The 16,108-nt window shown below is 72.6% G+C and carries 15 protein-coding genes; 12 read left to right on the forward strand and 3 right to left on the reverse strand.

All coding sequences use genetic code 11. The features are described from left to right. Positions 1 to 69 precede the first annotated feature (69 nt). The 3 genes from C1N81_RS19490 to C1N81_RS19500 are packed head-to-tail and all read left to right on the forward strand — an operon-like array spanning position 70 to position 3,561. Positions 70 to 1,035 carry an aldo/keto reductase gene (locus tag C1N81_RS19490; RefSeq protein WP_394430817.1) on the forward strand — a complete coding sequence of 322 codons (966 nt, stop codon included), beginning with the start codon at positions 70 to 72 and terminating at the stop codon, positions 1,033 to 1,035. A gap of 31 nt (positions 1,036 to 1,066) precedes the next feature. Continuing rightward, positions 1,067 to 2,800: a 3-hydroxyacyl-CoA dehydrogenase family protein gene (locus tag C1N81_RS19495; RefSeq protein ID WP_394430819.1), complete on the forward strand. Its 1,734-nt coding sequence runs from the start codon at positions 1,067 to 1,069 to the stop codon at positions 2,798 to 2,800. 23 nt (positions 2,801 to 2,823) lie between these two features. Beyond that, positions 2,824 to 3,561: an HAD family hydrolase gene (locus C1N81_RS19500; RefSeq protein WP_394430821.1), complete on the forward strand. Its 738-nt coding sequence runs from the start codon at positions 2,824 to 2,826 to the stop codon at positions 3,559 to 3,561. On the opposite strand, the gene C1N81_RS19505 is transcribed toward C1N81_RS19500, so the two are convergent. Further along, the gene (locus C1N81_RS19505; protein ID WP_394430823.1) at positions 3,521 to 4,441 is read right to left on the reverse strand and encodes a ScbA/BarX family gamma-butyrolactone biosynthesis protein; all 921 of its coding nucleotides are present in this window, start codon (positions 4,439 to 4,441) and stop codon (positions 3,521 to 3,523) included. The genes C1N81_RS19500 and C1N81_RS19505 overlap by 41 nt on opposite strands. A 126-nt stretch (positions 4,442 to 4,567) precedes the next feature. Between C1N81_RS19505 and C1N81_RS19510 the strand changes: the two genes are divergently transcribed. The 5 genes from C1N81_RS19510 to C1N81_RS19530 all read left to right on the forward strand — a co-directional run bounded on the left by C1N81_RS19510 (position 4,568) and on the right by C1N81_RS19530 (position 9,082). Then, complete coding sequence (locus C1N81_RS19510; protein ID WP_394430825.1) at positions 4,568 to 5,233, forward strand: ScbR family autoregulator-binding transcription factor; 666 nt, start codon at positions 4,568 to 4,570, stop codon at positions 5,231 to 5,233. Then, positions 5,226 to 5,945, forward strand: a complete 720-nt coding sequence (locus C1N81_RS19515; RefSeq protein WP_394430827.1) for an HAD family phosphatase — start codon at positions 5,226 to 5,228, stop codon at positions 5,943 to 5,945. Before C1N81_RS19510 ends, C1N81_RS19515 begins: the two co-directional genes overlap by 8 nt. Before the next feature lie 181 nt (positions 5,946 to 6,126). Beyond that, positions 6,127 to 6,771, forward strand: coding sequence for a TetR family transcriptional regulator (locus C1N81_RS19520; RefSeq protein WP_394430829.1), 645 nt, complete (start codon positions 6,127 to 6,129; stop codon positions 6,769 to 6,771). A 268-nt stretch (positions 6,772 to 7,039) separates the two neighbouring features. Beyond that, positions 7,040 to 8,116, forward strand: coding sequence for an IS701 family transposase (locus C1N81_RS19525; protein WP_394430831.1), 1,077 nt, complete (start codon positions 7,040 to 7,042; stop codon positions 8,114 to 8,116). 165 nt (positions 8,117 to 8,281) lie between these two features. Continuing rightward, complete coding sequence (locus tag C1N81_RS19530) at positions 8,282 to 9,082, forward strand: AfsR/SARP family transcriptional regulator (RefSeq protein ID WP_394430833.1); 801 nt, start codon at positions 8,282 to 8,284, stop codon at positions 9,080 to 9,082. Between the two features lie 40 nt (positions 9,083 to 9,122). Here the strand turns inward: C1N81_RS19530 and C1N81_RS19535 are convergent, their stop codons facing one another. Further along, a complete protein-coding gene (locus tag C1N81_RS19535; RefSeq protein WP_394430835.1) occupies positions 9,123 to 10,064 on the reverse strand; it encodes a LysR family transcriptional regulator in 942 nt (313 codons plus the stop codon). Between the two features lie 156 nt (positions 10,065 to 10,220). On the opposite strand from C1N81_RS19535, the gene C1N81_RS19540 reads away from it, so the two are divergent. The 3 genes from C1N81_RS19540 to C1N81_RS19550 all read left to right on the forward strand — a co-directional run bounded on the left by C1N81_RS19540 (position 10,221) and on the right by C1N81_RS19550 (position 14,066). Further along, positions 10,221 to 11,708 (forward strand): MFS transporter, encoded by a 1,488-nt coding sequence (locus C1N81_RS19540; protein WP_394430837.1) that lies wholly within the window; start codon positions 10,221 to 10,223, stop codon positions 11,706 to 11,708. 166 nt (positions 11,709 to 11,874) lie between these two features. After that, positions 11,875 to 12,705 (forward strand): MBL fold metallo-hydrolase, encoded by an 831-nt coding sequence (locus C1N81_RS19545; RefSeq protein WP_394430839.1) that lies wholly within the window; start codon positions 11,875 to 11,877, stop codon positions 12,703 to 12,705. Between the two features lie 227 nt (positions 12,706 to 12,932). Then, complete coding sequence (locus C1N81_RS19550; protein ID WP_394430841.1) at positions 12,933 to 14,066, forward strand: hypothetical protein; 1,134 nt, start codon at positions 12,933 to 12,935, stop codon at positions 14,064 to 14,066. A gap of 100 nt (positions 14,067 to 14,166) precedes the next feature. Here the strand turns inward: C1N81_RS19550 and ychF are convergent, their stop codons facing one another. Then, entirely contained in the window at positions 14,167 to 15,255 is a 1,089-nt protein-coding gene (gene ychF, locus C1N81_RS19555) for a redox-regulated ATPase YchF (RefSeq protein ID WP_394430843.1), read from the reverse strand. Between the two features lie 209 nt (positions 15,256 to 15,464). On the opposite strand from ychF, the gene C1N81_RS19560 reads away from it, so the two are divergent. Next, positions 15,465 to 16,106, forward strand: coding sequence for a DUF6542 domain-containing protein (locus tag C1N81_RS19560; protein ID WP_394430845.1), 642 nt, complete (start codon positions 15,465 to 15,467; stop codon positions 16,104 to 16,106). Positions 16,107 to 16,108 lie beyond the last annotated feature (2 nt).

Raw genomic sequence — 16,108 nt, forward strand, 5'->3', positions numbered from 1 at the left:
AACGGCGCCCCGGCCCCCGCACCACCCCCCACGACCACCTGAACCACCCACGACGCAAGAGGAGTTCGCGTGACACGGCGACAGCTCGGCAGCACCGGCCCCGAGGTCACCCCCATCGGTCTCGGCTGCATGGGAATGAGCTGGGGATACGCCGAGTCGCTGCGCGACGACGCGGCCTCGGTGGAGGTGATCCGCCGCGCGCTCGACGCCGGGCCCCTCCTTCTCGACACGGCCGACGCCTACGGCGCCGGTCACAACGAGACCCTCGTCGGGCGGGCGCTCGCCGGCCGCCGCGACGACGCGGTCGTGGCCACCAAGACCGGCATCGTCGTGGACGAACTCGCCACCCGCACCCTCAGCCGCGACGGCTCCCCGGAGCACATCCGGCGCTCCGCCGAAGCGTCGCTGCGCCGCCTCGGCGTCGATGTCATCGACCTCTACTACCTGCACCGCGTCGACCCCGGCGTACCGCTGGAGGAGTCCTGGGGCGCCCTGGCCGATCTGGTGCGGCAGGGCAAGGTGCGCCGGCTCGGCCTCTCCGAGGTCACCCCCGAGGAGGCGGCCGCCGCGCACCGCGCGCACCCCGTCGCGGCCGTCCAGTCCGAACTGTCCCTGTGGACCCGCGAACCGCTCGACCCGCACACCGGGATCGCCGCCTGGTGCGCCGCCAACGGCGCCGCGTTCATCCCCTTCGCCCCCTTGGGCAGGGGCTTCCTCACCGGCCGCTACACACGGCCCGACGACTTCGAGGACAGCGACTTCCGCGCCACCAACCCGCGGTTCCAGGACGCGGCGTTCAGCAAGAACCTGCGCATCGTGCAGGCGGTCGAGAAGGTCGCCGCCCGGCACGGAGCCACCGCCGCCCAGACGGCCCTGGCCTGGACGCTCGCCCAGGGCGACCACATCGTCCCCATCCCCGGCACCAAGCAGCTGCGCTATCTGACGGCCAACCTGGCCGCGGCGGACCTGCGCCTGACCGCCCAGGATCTGCGCGACCTGGACGCCGCGCCCGCCGCCACCGGCAGCCGCTACTGATGCCCGAACCCACGAAGGCAGGAGCAGCACCATGGCCGACCCCACCCGTACCACCGACGCCGTCCCCTCCGCCGAGGCCGCCCGGCCTCCCTACACCGTGGCCGTGGTCGGCCTGGGCGGCGCGGGACTCGCGCTCGCCCGCCGTCTGACGCGCGCGGGGCTCACCGTCGTCGGTGTCGACGACGACCCCGCGGCCCTGGTCGACGCGCTGAACCTGGACCCCGCCGAGCGCCCCCGCACCCTGACCCGCTTCCCGGCGGGCGTCGCCGCGGCCGACCTGATCATCGAGGCCGTACCGGAGCCACCCGCACTCAAACGCCTGGTCCTCGCCTCCCTGCGGGAGCACCGGCGCCCCGGAACCCCGGTCCTCACCACGGCGCTGACCACTCCACTCGACGCGCTTCAGGACGCGGCGGGGCCGGACCTGTTCGCGCTGCGGTTCCTGCGCCCCGACGCCCTGGACGCGGTCGAGCTGGCCCGCGCCCCGCACGCGGGCGACGCGGCCGCCGACCGGGTCGACGCGGTGCTGACGGCGGCCGGGATCAAGGTCCACCCGGTCGCGGACCGCGCCGGTTCGCTCGCACCCGGCCTGCTCCTCGGCCTCGTCAACCAGGCCGCATGGATGGTCCACGACGGCTATGCGAGCGCCGAGGCCGTGGACACCGCGGTCCGGCTCGGCTGCGGCTGGAGCAAGGGTCCGCTCGCCGTCCTCGACGCCATCGGCCTGGACACGGCCCGCGACATCCTCAGCCGCCTCGGCGACCTCGGCGGCGGCCACCGTGCGCCCGCCCCCGTCCTGGACGAACTGATCGCGCAGGGCGCGCTCGGCGTCAAGACCGGCCGGGGCTTCCACCGGTACACGGACCGGGCCGCGGACGAGCGGAGCGTCGCCCCCACCGCCGCTCCCGGCAGCACCGTCGTCGTCATCGGTTCGGGCACCATGGCCACCGGCATCGCCGAGTCCTTCGTCCGCGGCGGATTCCGTACGACGCTCCTGGCCAGGACCGACGAGAAGGCCGCCGCCGCCGCAGAGCGCATCGCCCTCGCGCTCCAGCGGGGCGCCGACTCCTCCGCGCCCTGGACCGCGACGAGCGACCGGTCCGTGCTGGAAGCGGCGGACATCGTCGTCGAGGCCGTGCTCGAGGACCTGGCGGTCAAGCGCGAACTCTTCGCCGAGCTCGGAAAGGTGTGCGCGCCCCACGCCCTGCTCGCCACCTCGACGTCAAGCCTGCCGGTGCGCGCCTGCACCGAGCCCGCGGGCCGCCCCGCGCACGTCCTCGGCCTGCACTTCTTCAACCCCGCGCCGCTGATGCCGCTGGTGGAGCTGGTGCCCGGCCCGCGCACCAGCGCGCACACCCTGGCCCGCGCCCGCGCGGTGGCGGAGCGGCTCGGCAAGCGGACCGTGGAGTGCGGTGACCGGGCCGGGTTCATCGTCAACGCCCTGCTCTTCCCCTATCTGAACGAGGCCCTCGAACTCCTCGACGCGGGCGTGGCGACGACGGCGACGCTCGACGCGGCCCTGAAATCGGTGGGCGGCCAGCCGCTCGGTCCCGTACGGCTGCTCGACACCGTCGGCGCCGATGTGGCTCTCGCGGTGCAGCGGCGGCTGCGGGAGGACCCGGCGCTGCACACCCTGGAGCCCGCACCGCTGCTGGAGCAGCTCGTCGAAGCGGGGCACCTCGGCCGCAAGACGGCCGGCCACGGTGTCCGTACCTATCTGACGGCGCGCGCGGCGGCCGCCACTCCCGCCGCGGCCGCGGCCTGACCCTCGCACGGAAGGCGACTCGTATGCCAGTCATCCCCGGCTCATCCTTCGAAGCGGCAGGTTCGTCCGTCGACATCGCCTTCTTCGACGTCGACGAGACCCTGATCACCGTCAAGAGCATGTTCCGTTTCCTGGAGTTCCACTACCGCGAGCGGGGGCTGCCGCCGTCCGCGTACGCGGAGGCCGCGAGGGCGCTGCGGGACCGGGCGGCGGCCGGCGTCTCGCGGGTGCGGACGAACCGCGAGTACTACCGGCTGTTCACCGGCCGGCCGGTGGAGGAGCTCCTCGCGCACGGCCGCGCCTGGTTCGACGCCGAGCTCGCGAGCGGCACGCTCCTGCACCGGCCCGCCGTGGACGCACTGCGCCGGCACCGGAACGAGGGCGCGCTCATCGCCCTCGTGTCCGGCTCGTTCCGGCCCTGTCTCGAACCCGTGGCACAGCACCTGGGCGTGGACGTCGTCCTGTGCAGCGAGCCCGAGAACGTCGGCGGGTTCTGCACCGGTCATGTCGAACGCCCGGTCATCGGGCCGGAGAAGGGCCGGCTCGCCCGCGCGCTGATGGCCCGGCACTCGATCCCGCCGTCACGGGCCGCCGCCTATGGCGACCACGCCTCCGACCTGGACCTCCTGCGGTCCGTGGGACACCCGGTGGCCGTCGGGGACAACCTGGAGATCGGGGCCCACGTCACCGCGGTGGGCGGGGGCACACTGCCCGGCGTCGTCAGGCCGTGGACGCCTTCGCGACCGACACCAGGGCGGTGAAGCAGAGCGCGCCCTCCTGATGCATCGTCACCAGGAGCCGGGCGCGCCGCTGCTGGTCGGCCGGGAGCGGCCGTGCGTCGACCCGGCAGGGGCTGTCCAGCTCCACGTAACGGTGGAAGACGGTCTCCATCGCCACGGTGACCCCGTCCCGGGAGTGCCGGAGGGCGCGGGCCGCCTGCTTGGCGGCTTCGAGGAGCAGGATGCCGGGCGCGTGGTCGCTCGGGTGGTCGAAGTACATCGGGTGGTGCGTGTCGACGCGCAGGAGCCAGCGGTCGGGCTCGTCGGTGGGCGACAGGACGGCGTCGCGGAACTCCTCGCTGGCGCCGGAGACCGGGGGCGGCAGCGGGCGGCTGCGGGCCAGCTCCAGCATGTCGAGGGCGTTGCCCCGGGTGCCGCGCAGCCGCTGGTAGATGGCGGCGGGCTGGATGGCGAACCGGGTGCGGGCGGTGGCGAGCTGCTCGCCGTCGCGCAGCACCGTGATGTCGAGGGAGAGCGCGGAGACGACGCCGCGGCGGCGCACGATGTCGTAGCACCTGATGTAGAGCTGGGGCCGGCCGCCCGCGCCGTCGGCGTCCGGCGCCGTGAGACCGAGGGCGTAGTGGTACTCGTCCCACAGCAGGTGGTGTCCGAAGGGGACGTCGTAGCCCGCGTGCGAGAGCAGCGGGAAGGTCTGCCGGATCGTCTCCGTGAGCAGGACCGCGTCGTCGCGGCGGCCGTTCCGGATGCCCCCCAGGAATCCGGTGTCCGTCCAGTCCGCGGTGATCAGGAACTCGTCCTCGCCGAGCCGTCTGAAATCGGTGAGAAGAACTTGCGCCGCGTCGCGCTTGTGCACCAGCTCCTTGGTGACGCGAGCCGGTATCGAACTGACCGTCTCAGCCATGCCGTTCATAAGTGACCCCCCTGTTGGTCGGCCGATGCCACGCACCGGCCTCGACGCGGTAGCGGATCCGCGCCACGGCCAGTAACATAGAGGGCGTTCTTTTTTTTGTCGAGACCGGGACGTGGCATGGCAGCACTGAAACAGGAACGCGCAGTCCAGACCCGTGAGCAGCTTCTGCGGGCGGCGGCCGAGGTCTTCGACGAGTACGGCTACGCCGGTTCGGGGATCAACAAGATCCTCAAGCGGGCGGGTGTGACGGCGGGGGCGCTCTACTTCCACTTCAAGAACAAGCAGGATCTCGCGCTGGAGGTGATGCACGCCCAGCGCACCACCATCGAGCCGCACGTGCCGTCCACGGGCCTGCAGCGCATGGTGGACATCACCCTCGTCTGGTCGCATCTGCTCCAGGCCGACCCACTGCTGCGGGCGGGCGTGCGCCTCACCGGCGAGCAGGCCAGCTTCGGCCTCCAGGACGCGTCGCCGTACGCGGTCTGGGCGCGCGGCTTCGAGGAGTGCCTGGAAGTCGCCCGCGAGAACGGCGAGTTGCGCGACCACGTCGACATCGCCGAACTCGCCGAGTTCGTCGTCGGCGCGTGCACCGGCATGCAGGAGTACGCGCAGGTCGTCTCCAAGCGGGCCGACCTGCCGCGGCGCACGGTGAACATGTGGAAGCTGCTGCTGCCCGGCACCGCCACCGACCGGACCCTCGAAACGATCGAGAACAGCCAGGAGCGCGCGGAGTCCCTGTGGGCCTCCCTGGGCGCGCACGACAAGGGGAGCGAAGATGACTGACGGGCTGCGCCGACTGAGACTCGCCGCCGTGAACATCGACGGCGTTCTGCTCAACGACACCTTCAGCCCGTTGATCCACCAGTTCGTCACCGGGCGCGGCGGCACCTACTCCGCGGACGTCGAGCGCCGGATCTTCTCCCAGCGCCAGGCCGTCGCGGGCCAGGCCATGGCGGAGGCGGTGCCCCAGGAGCTGACCGGCCCCGAGGCCCTGGACGCGTACTTCGAAGAGCGCGCCCGCTATCTCGCCGACCACCCCGTGGAGATCATGGACGGCGCGATCGCCCTGCTCGAACGGTTGCGCGCCGCGGGGCTGCCCGCGGTCTGCTACGGCGGGCTCGGCACCGCGCACTTCGACGAGCATCTCGGCGCGTACGCCGACCTGTTCACCGCGCCGCGTTACCTCTGCACGAACGAGGTGCGGCCCGGACTCAGGGAGATCACCGCGCACTTCGGTCTCGACCACGGCGAGGTGCTGTTCATCGACGACGTGGCCCGTGTCGCCGAGGCGGCCAGGGCGCTCGACGCGCCGTTCATCGGCCACCCCAGCACCTTCGAGCACAGCCACCAGGCGGAGCTGATGCGGGAGACCGGAGTACGCCATCTCGTCGGCTCCCTGCACGAGATCGACGACGCCCTGCTGCACAGACTGGACGAGGAAGCGGCCGCCGGCACCGTGTGGACGCGCGTCGGCGCGACCGCGGCCGCCGCCTGATTTCACGTCACCGTCCGGCATCCTGCCGGAGGTCGGTCCGGTCTGACCTCACGTCACCGTCCGGCCCTCCCGCCGGAGGTCGGTCCGGTCCTCCCGCGGGGGGCCGGACCGACCTGCCAAGAACGTTCCGGACTCTCCCCCTTGGGACCCTCTTGGGGGAATCTTGACCTACGGTAGATCCATGGCACGCCAGGAGAGAGCAGAACAGACCCGGCGCCGGCTCATCGAAGCCGCCGCCACCGAGTTCGCCGCGCACGGGTACACAGGCGCCTCACTGCTCGGGATCGCCACCTCGGCCGGGGTCACCATGGGCGCCCTGACCTTCCACTTCTCGTCGAAGTCCACGCTGGCCGACGCCGTCCAGGAGGCCGGGGCCGCCGCCACCAGGGCGGTCCTGCGCGACGGCGCCCCGGGGCCGGGCCCGAGCGGCGTGTTCGGCGACACCCTGGCCCTCGCCGCGGCACTCGAGACCACCCCGAGCATCAGGGCCGCCGCCCGGTTCACCCGCGAGGGCCGCGACGCCGAGTCCAACTGGTACGCCGCCTGGGTCCCGCACCTGCGGGCGGGCCTGGAGCACGACTGGTCCGGCGAACGCCCCGGCTCCGACCTGTCCCCGTCCTCCGCCGCGGCGCTGCTCACGTACGTCCTCGCCGGTTACGAGGCCACCACATCGGCCAGGGGCGCCCTGCGGGACGCGTCCGGCGCCGATCCCCAGGCCGACCCCCAGGACGAACTGACGCGGGCGCTCCAGGCGTTGAGCGCCCTCGCGGCTCCGGACACCTCACCGCGCCAGGACGGGCGCCCGCTCGTCGTGGCCGACGAATGACCGCACCTCCGGCACACCGCTGAACGAAGAGCGCCGGGCGCGCACCGTACGTACGGTGCGCGCCCGGCGCTCTTCGTCGTTCCGCGTCTGATAAATCTTCAAGATCTTTCCAGTCGGCCCCGGATGCGCTCCCTTCCCAGCTCAGCACCCTTGTGACCGGACCACCGTCCTCACCTCCCCTCTCCCCTCCCCGTAAACCGGGCTAGAAAAATAGAGAACGTTCGCTATATTTCCGGGGCGGCCACGACGCGGGGAGAGGAGCCCACCCATGGACCGGACGCTCGACGACATGACGTGCACCGAGGACACGGCCTCCGCACCACTGGCGCGCCGGCTCTTCGCCCACCTGCCCCGCGCCGACCAGCGCCGGTGGGCCGAGGTCTACGTGAAGGGCCTGCTCGCCACGCCGGGAAAGAAGTCGCTGCGCCGGATGGCGGCCGTCGTCACCTCGTCCCCTACGGCCTCCCAGTCGCTCCAGCAGTTCATCAACGGCAGCCCCTGGGACTGGCGTCCGGTCCGCGCCGAGCTCACCCGGTGGGTCGCCGCGCACGCGTCGATCCGCGCCTGGACCGTGGCGCCCGTGGTCATCCCCAAGCGGGGCAGCCTCGCCGCCGGGGTGCACCGGCGCTTCGTGCCCGCCCTCGGCCGCACCGTCAACTGCCAGCTCGCGCTGGGGGCGTTCCTGTCCTCCGGTGGTGGTGACGTCTCCGTGGACTGGGAGCTCTACCTGCCGCGCGAACCGTCCCGGACCACCGCGGGCACCGGCCACACCGGCACCGCGGGACTCTGCCTCGGCCTGCTCGACCGGCTCGCGCGGACCACGCGCCGCGCTCCCGTCGTCATCGACCCCGAAGGCCATGTCGACGCCGAACCGCTCATCACGGGCCTGGAGGAACGCGGGCACGACTGGATCGTCGCCGTGCCCGACACCTTCCGGCTCGCTCTCGCACCGGCCCGGGGCGCGGCCTCCCGGCCGGCCCCGGAGACCGTACGCACCCTGGTCCGCCGGCCCGCACCGCCGTGGTCCGTCACCCCCACGCACACCGACGGCCTGCACCTGGGCGCCCTGCCCGTCACCGCCGCGCTGCCCGGCGGGAACCGCCCCCGCCTGCTGATCGGCGAATGGACGGCGGCGTCGGCGCGGCCCCGGCGCACCTGGCTGACCAACCTGCCGCCCGCCCGGCACCGCCACGTGGGAGCGCTGATCGCGGCGCGCGCCGCCACCCGGGCCGGCGCCGCCGAGACGGAGCTCGGCCTCCACGACTTCACCGGCCGGTCCTACGCCGGCTGGCACCGGCACGCGACGCTCGTCTCCGCCGCCTCCGCCCAGCGCGGGCTCGGCTAGGGCGGAGGCCCGCGCGGCACGCGCCACGGCACACCGCACGGCGTTCCCACCGACTGTCCTGTCCACCCACTCACCGACTGTCCTGTCCACCCACTCGCCAACTGTCCTGTCCACCCACTCGCCGTCCGCCGACACGGACAGTGCGTCCATCACGAGGGAGGGGCTGTGGAGTTTCGTCTCCTAGGTCCGATCGACGTATCCGAGCAGGGGCGCGACATCACGCCCACCGCACCGAAACAACGACAGGTACTCGCCCTGCTCCTGGCCAGAGCGGGCCGCCGGGTGTCCGTACCGGCACTGCTCAACGAGGTGTGGGACTGCGAACCGCCCCGCACCGCCACCACCGCGCTGCAGACCTACATCGGGTCCCTGCGCAAGGCGTTCGCCATCGCCACCGGCACCACCGCGCGTGAGGTCGCGGAACACCGCCTCGTCACCGACGGCAACGGCTACGTGCTGAAGCTCGCCGACAGCGAGTGGGACCGGCCCCGCTTCGAGCAGCTGGTTCTCCAGGCCCGCGGCCTGCTGGAGCAGCGTCAGGCGCAGCACGCCACCGACGTCCTCGGCGAGGCCCTCGCCATGTGGCGCGGCACCCCGTTCTGCAATGTCAGGGCGGGCAGCCAGCTCAGCGTGCAGATAAGGGTGCTGAACGAGGCCCACCTGGCGGCATGTGAGGTCCGGGTCGACGCGCTGCTGTCGAGCGGACGGTTCCAGGAAGCCGTCGGCGAGGCCGTCGCCCTCGTCGAGGAGCACCCGTACCACGAGAACGTGCACGCCCAGCTGATGCGCGCCCTGTACGCCTCCGGGCGCAGGGCCGCCGCCCTGGAGGCCTACCAGTCACTGCGCCGGCGCATGAGCGACGACCTCGGCATCACACCGTCACCGGCCACCAGGACCCTGCACCACACCATGCTCCAGGACCGCCCCGACGACCGGTATCTGTCCGCCGCGGGAGCCGTCCGCTGACCCTCGCGCGCGCCCGGCCCCCGCCCCACCCCGGAACCGCTCAGCCACCGCCCTCGGACGCCCACAGGGTCTCCAGCGCCCTGGCGGGGCCGCCCAGCGACCGTACGTGTTCCAGCGCGGCGCCCACGAACGCCCGCAGCCGCGCCGTCTCGTGGTCGGCGGGCCACAGGAACGCGTACTCGATGCGGGGGGCGTCACCGAACGGCCGGAAGGCGAGGCCGGGCCGCGCGTAGTACCGCACCCCCGCCGCCGCCACCGGCGTCACCCCCTTGCCCGCGAGGACCAGCGAGAGCGCGTCCTCCCAGTGCGTGATCGCCTGGCCGTGCGGAATCGGCCGCCCCGACGGCGTCTGCCGCGGGAAGTGATGGTCCAGCCAGTGGGCCGGCACGGGCCTGGCCACCGTCAGCAGCGTGGCCTCCGCCAGGTCCTCCAGGCTCACCGTCGCGTGCCGCGCGAGCGGGTGCGTGGACGACATCAGCAGCACCCTCGGCTGCGACAGCAGCACCGGCCCGGTCGTCAAGTCGGGCTCCACGACCGGCAGTTCGGAGACCTGGAGATCGATGTCGCCGCCCCGCAGGGGCCCGTACGGATCCGAGATCTGCACCTGCCGGATCTGTACGTCCACCCCTGGGTGACGGCCTGCGAACAGCGCGGCGACGCTGTGCAGCAGATGCCCCGTGAACGCCCCCGAGAAGCCGATCCGCAGGGTGCCGGTGATCCCCCGGCCGGCCGCGGTGGCCTTGGCGATCTCCTCCTCGATACGGCGCTGGGCAGGGCCGATACCATCCCTCAGCTGCTCCCCGATGGCGGTCAGCGTCACGCGCCGGCTGCTGCGCTCGAACAGCTTCGCCCCGATGCGGCGCTCGACCCGGGCGATGGTCTGGCTGACACGGCTCTGCGAGACACCCACGCGCTCGGCGGTCCGGCCGAAGTGCAGCTCTTCCGCGAGCGTCAGAAAGATCTCGATCTCCTGGCGTTCCATGCCCTTCTCCTCCCGTTCCCGTCCGCTCGCCCGCCACCCCGCCCACCTCGAACGATGAGCCCGGTGAATCGATCGTTGCACAGATCGTTCTTGTTGCGCAGGTGCGCCGAATTCGATGCTGGTCAGGCCCGCTCAGATAGCGAAAGGACACCCCTGATGGCTGTCACCGAATCCTCTCCCCCCACCGAGACGGCACCGCGCGACGTGCTCGCCCAGCCCGCCCCCGTGGCCGAAGTCGCCGCGCCCGACGGCTCGTTCAGCGCGCGGGGCTGGCTGACCCTGATCACCCTGTGCTGCGCGACGTTCATGTGCGGGCTGGACTTCTCCATCGTCACCGTGGCGCTGCCCGACATCGGCAGCAGCCTCGGCTTCTCCTCGCCCGGCACGCTCCAGTGGGTCGCCACCGCGAGCCTGCTGCCGTCCGCGAGCCTGCTGCCCCTGTTCGCCCGCGTCGCCGACCTGGTGGGCCGCAAGAAGCTGTTCACCTTGGGCGTCGCCCTGTTCACCCTGTTCTCGCTGGGCGCCGCCCTGGCGGGCTCCCCCGGCGTCCTGATCGCCACCCGCGTCGGCCAGGGCACGGCCGCCGCGATGATCGCCCCCGCCGCCATCGCCCTCATGACGGGCCACTTCCCCGAGGGCCCGCAGCGCGCCCGCGCCCTGGGCCTCAACGGCGCCGTCATGTCGCTCGGCTTCGTGCTCGGCGCGCTCGGCGGCGGTGTCATCACCAACGGCTTCAGCTGGCGCTGGACGATGATCGTGCTGTGCGTCCTCGGCGCCGCCGCGCTGGCCGGCGCGCTCGCGCTGCCCGCGGTGCGGGAGTCCTCCACCGCCCGGCGCATGGACATCCCCGGGGCGATCCTCGCCACGCTCGGCCTCTTCGGTCTCGTCTTCGGCATCTCCACCGGCGGCGACAAGGGCTGGGTCCGCGCGGACTCGCTCGGCTGCATCGTCGGCGGCCTGGTCCTGCTCGGCGCGTTCCTGCTGGTCGAGCGCCGTCACCCCGAGCCGCTGATCCCGCTCGGTGTCCTGGGCCGCACCACGGTCAAGTGGTCGGGTCTGTTCGGTGTCGTCACGTTCGGCATGTGCGCCGGTACGACCGTGCTGCTCAGCCTCTACATGCAGGACGTCCTCGGCTTCACCCCGCTCCAGGCCGGTCTGGGCTACCTCGGTGAGGGCGCGGCCGCGATGCTCGGCGGCATGTACGTCGCCAAGCTGCTCGGCCGGTTCGGCGGCGCGAAGGTGCTCGCGGCCGGTCTGCTCATCCAGGGCGTCGGCACCGTCGCCATGTTCGCCCTGCCGCAGAGCGGCAACGTGGCGGTCCTCATCGCCACCTCCTCCGTCATGGGCCTCGGCCACGTCTTCAGCGTCGTCTCCTTCATCACCGTGATGACGACCGGCGTCACCGAGGAGGACCAGGGCGTCGTCGGCGGTCTGTCGCAGCTGCCGCAGTACGTCGCCGCGATCGGCGTCGCCGGTCTCAGCGCCATCGCGGCGGCCCGCACGAACGCCCTCGCGGGCGGTTCCGCGCCCGACGCCGCTGCGACCCTCGGCGGTCTGCACGCGGGAATGGTCACCGCGGGCGTCGTCGCGCTCGTGGGCGCGGCGCTCGCCGCGACCGTGCTGCGCGAGCGGCCCCGCACCTGACCGCCGGCCCGGGGCGCGGACCCACGGAACGCGCGGGCGGCGCACCCCCGGCCGCGCCGCTCTCCGCGCCCCCGACGGCGCCCTGTACACGGGCACGGCGCGTCCTCCACCCTTCCGGGGCGGGCGGGCGCGCCCCTTGCTCTCCCTCCCGCAAGGAGACCTCGCTGTGAACGACAGGCGACTGCGCAGACCCTCCGCCGTGTGCTCCGTGCAGGTGGGCGACCTGAAGGTCAGTTACGTGCCCGACGGCGCCATGCTGCTCAAACCGTCGCCCCCGCTGCCGCACGGCACCGCCCACCTCAACGACACCGCCCACCTCGTCGCCAACACCGGCGGCCTGCTCGTCCAGCTGGGCGACCGGGCCCTCCTGATAGACGCGGGGTTCGGCCCCCACTCCGTACCGGAGGACCCCGCTCACCCGTACGTCGGGGCGGTGCACGGCGGCTCGCTGCTCGACAACCTGGGGCGGCTCGGCACCCGGCCCGACGAGATCGAAGTCGTCGCCTTCACGCATCTGCACACCGACCACATCGGCTGGGCCTGCACCGATCCGCCCGTCTTCACGCGGGCCACGTTCGCCGTGCCCAAGAGCGAGTGGGAGAACCGCCACGACGTGCCGGGACCGACCCCCAAGGCGCTGGCCGCCCTGGAACGCCGACTGCGACTCGTCTCCCCCGGCGAGGAGGTCTTCCCCGGCGTACAGGCCCTCGCCCTGCCCGGCCACACCGCGGGCCACACCGGCTTCACCCTCACGTCCCGTGGCCGCCGGCTGCTCGCCTTCGGGGACGCGCTGCACTCACCGCTCCAGGTCCGCCACCCCGAATGGTTCGCGGTCCCCGACGGCGCCCCGGCCCAGTCGGTGCGCCACCGCCGACACCTGATCAGCGAACTCCGGCGCCCGGACACCCTCGGCTTCGGCATCCACTTCGCCGACGTCGTCTTCGGCCAGGTCGTCCCGGACGGGGCGGGCGAGAACGCCGTCTGGCACCCCCTGTGACGGTCCGGCGCACCGCCCGGCGCCCGGTCAGGCGCGTCTCACACGGCGAACCGGGGTACCGACGGCGGGGCTTCGCCCTGCCCGACTGGATGCCCATGAGGTCTCCCCTGCTCGAACGGAGCTGAGAGCTTGGGGAAGGATCGATGCCTACCGGCACCGGGCACCGTGACGGCGCAATGCTCGGCGTACGGCACGAGACCGGCCGCCGCGGCGATAACGTCCATCCTGTGAGCGAGTACCAGTACTACGAGTTCCAGGCACTCGACCGCCCGCTCGGCTCCGAGGAACAGCGGCAGTTGAGGGCCATCTCCACCCGGGCCCGGATCACCGCCACCAGCTTCACCAACACCTACGAGTGGGGCGATCTCAAGGGCGACCCGCGCCGCATGACCGAGCGCTACTTCGACGCCCACCTCTACGTGGCCAACTGGGGCACCCACCGGCTCATGCTCCGCCTGCCCAAGCAGGCGCTGAGCCTGCCCACGGCGCAGCCCTACTGCCTCGGCCCCCACCTCGACGCCTGGACCACCCGCACCCACACCCTCCTCGACCTCACCAGCGAGGACGAGGGCGGCGACTGGACCGAGGGCGCCGACGACTCACTCACCACCCTCATCGGCGTACGCGACGAACTCGCCACCGGCGACCTGCGCCCCCTCTACCTCGCCTGGCTCTCCGCGCTCACCGCCCGGGAACTCGATGACGACGACGAAGACGAGTACCGGGCCTGCCCGGAGCCGCCCGTCCCGGCCGGGCTCGGCGACCTGACCGCGCCGCAGCGCGCGCTCGCGGACTTCCTGCGCGTGAACGCCGACCTGCTGACCGTCGCCGCCCAGGCCGCCCCCGCCCCACCCAGGCAACCGGCCAGGCCCACGAAGAGGGAGCTCGCCCCGCTGATCGCCGCCCTGCCTCAGAAGGAGAAGGACGCCCTGCTGCTGCGGCTCGCCCTCGGCGCGGAACCCGGCCTGCACACCGAACTCCTGCACCGCCTGCGCGGCGCCCCCACCCCGGCCCGTACGGTCCCCGGGCGCCGGTCCGCCGCCCACCTCCTGGACGCCGCCCACACCGTGCGCACCGAACGCCGGCAGCGTGCCGAAGCCGAACGGGCCGCAGCACGCGCCCGGCACCTGACCGCCCTCGCCGACCGGGCCGGATCCGTCTGGCAGCAGATCGAGGCGCACCTCGCCACCAGGAAGCCCAGCGCCCACGACCAGGCCGTCACCCTCCTCTCGGACCTGCGTGACGCCTGCACCGACACCGCACGACGTGCCGACTTCCACCAGCGCCTGACCCGCCTACGCGAGGCCAACCGGCACCGCCCCGGCCTCATCCAGCGCCTCGACCGCCGCAACCTCCGATAGGCCGACCGGCCGGCTCGAACTCCCGGGGTCGCCCGGAAACCGAGCGACCCCGACCGACCTGCACATGTGCCAGGTCACGGCAGCAACGCCGAGGCGCGCACTACACGTTGAAGCGGAACTCCACCACGTCCCCATCCTGCATCACATACTCCTTGCCCTCCATGCGCGCCTTGCCGGCCGCGCGGGCCTCCGCCACCGAGCCCGTCTCCACCAGGTCGTCGAAGGAGATGACCTCCGCCTTGATGAAGCCCTTCTGGAAGTCGGTGTGGATGACGCCGGCCGCCTCGGGGGCCGTGGCGCCCTTCTTGATGGTCCAGGCGCGGGATTCCTTGGGGCCGGCCGTGAGGTAGGTCTGGAGGCCGAGCGTGTTGAAGCCGACCCGGGCGAGGGTGGCGAGGCCGGGCTCCTCGGCGCCGACGGACTCGAGGAGCTCCATCGCGTCGGCCTCGTCGAGCTCGGCGAGGTCCTGCTCCAGCTTGGCGTTGAGGAAGATCGCCTCGGCGGGGGCGACGAGGGCGCTCTGGGCGGCCTTGAACGCGTCGTCGGTCAGCTCGTCCTCGTCGACGTTGAAGACGTAGAGGAAGGGCTTGGTGGTGAGGAGGTGCAGGTCGTGCAGCAGCTCCTCGTTGCCCGAGCCCTGGACGATGCCCTGGGAGAAGAGGGTGTCGCCCTTCTCGAGGATCGCCTTGGCGGCCTCGACCGCGGCGACCTTCGGCGCGACGTCCTTCTTGATGCGCGACTCCTTCTGGAGGCGCGGCAGGACCTTCTCGATGGTCTGGAGGTCGGCGAGGATCAGCTCGGTGTTGATCGTCTCGATGTCGTCCTTGGGCGAGACCTTGCCGTCGACGTGGACGACGTTCTCGTCCTGGAAGGCGCGGATGACCTGGCAGATGGCGTCGGACTCACGGATGTTCGCCAGGAACTTGTTGCCCAGGCCCTCGCCCTCGGAGGCGCCGCGCACGATGCCCGCGATGTCGACGAAGTCGACCGTGGCGGGCAGGACCTTCTGGGAGCTGAAGATCTCGGCCAACTTGTCGAGGCGCGGGTCGGGCACGCCGACCACGCCGACGTTCGGCTCGATCGTGGCGAACGGGTAGTTGGCCGCGAGCACGTCGTTCTTGGTCAGGGCGTTGAACAGGGTCGACTTGCCGACATTCGGCAGACCGACGATTCCGATCGTGAGCGACACGTTGCGACTTCCCGTACGTGGTGGGCGCTGAAGGCCAGGACTGATGGATGGGCGTAGGCAGTCCACCAGTCTACGGCCTGACCGCAACCGATCCGGCTCCGCACGCATCTGTACCGAACGGGCGACCTGAGCGACGGGTGACGGTCAAGGTCGGCCAAAACGCGTGTCCTTTGGCGTATTCCACACATAAGCGCACCTATGTTGGGCCTGTGGAGCAACCCAGGACGCGTCCCGCGCAAACCCGGCAAACCCGCCCGCGCCGCACGGCCCCGCTTCCGCCGCAGGCGCAGGGCGGCCGCGATGCGCGCGCCACGGCCCCGGACACGGCCGACGGCGCCGTGGCCGTGTACCGGAGCGGCGCCCGACCGGGGCGCAAGGTGCCCCCCGTCCTGCGGGCGCTGCGCCGCTTCCCCAATCCGCGCCTGACGGGCCTGGGCAGCGGGCTGTTCTGCCTCGCCGCGATGCTCCTGTCCGGCTTCCTGGCCCGGCTCCTGTTCGACGGCTCCGCGACCGTCTACGGCGTGCTGTTCCTGCTGGTGAGCGCGTTGACGGCGGGGTGGGTGCGCAAGGCGGACCTGGTGACGGCGCCGGTCGCGGTGCCGATCTCGTTCGCCGTCGGCACGCTCCTCATCGCCGACGGGGCGGGCGGGACGGGGGCGCTTCTGATGGGCGTCTTCACCACGCTCGCCCTGAACGCGGGCTGGCTCTACGCCGGCACCCTGCTCGCCGGGGCGATCGTCGGCGTCCGCAGGGTGCGGCTCGTCGCGCGCAGGGCGGCGCGGCGCCGGGCCGCCGGACAGCAGCAGGCGGCACGCTCGGCCGCTCCGGCGCCCCGTCGTCGTACGGCCTGAGG

The organism is Streptomyces sp. SGAir0957, assembly GCF_043523415.1.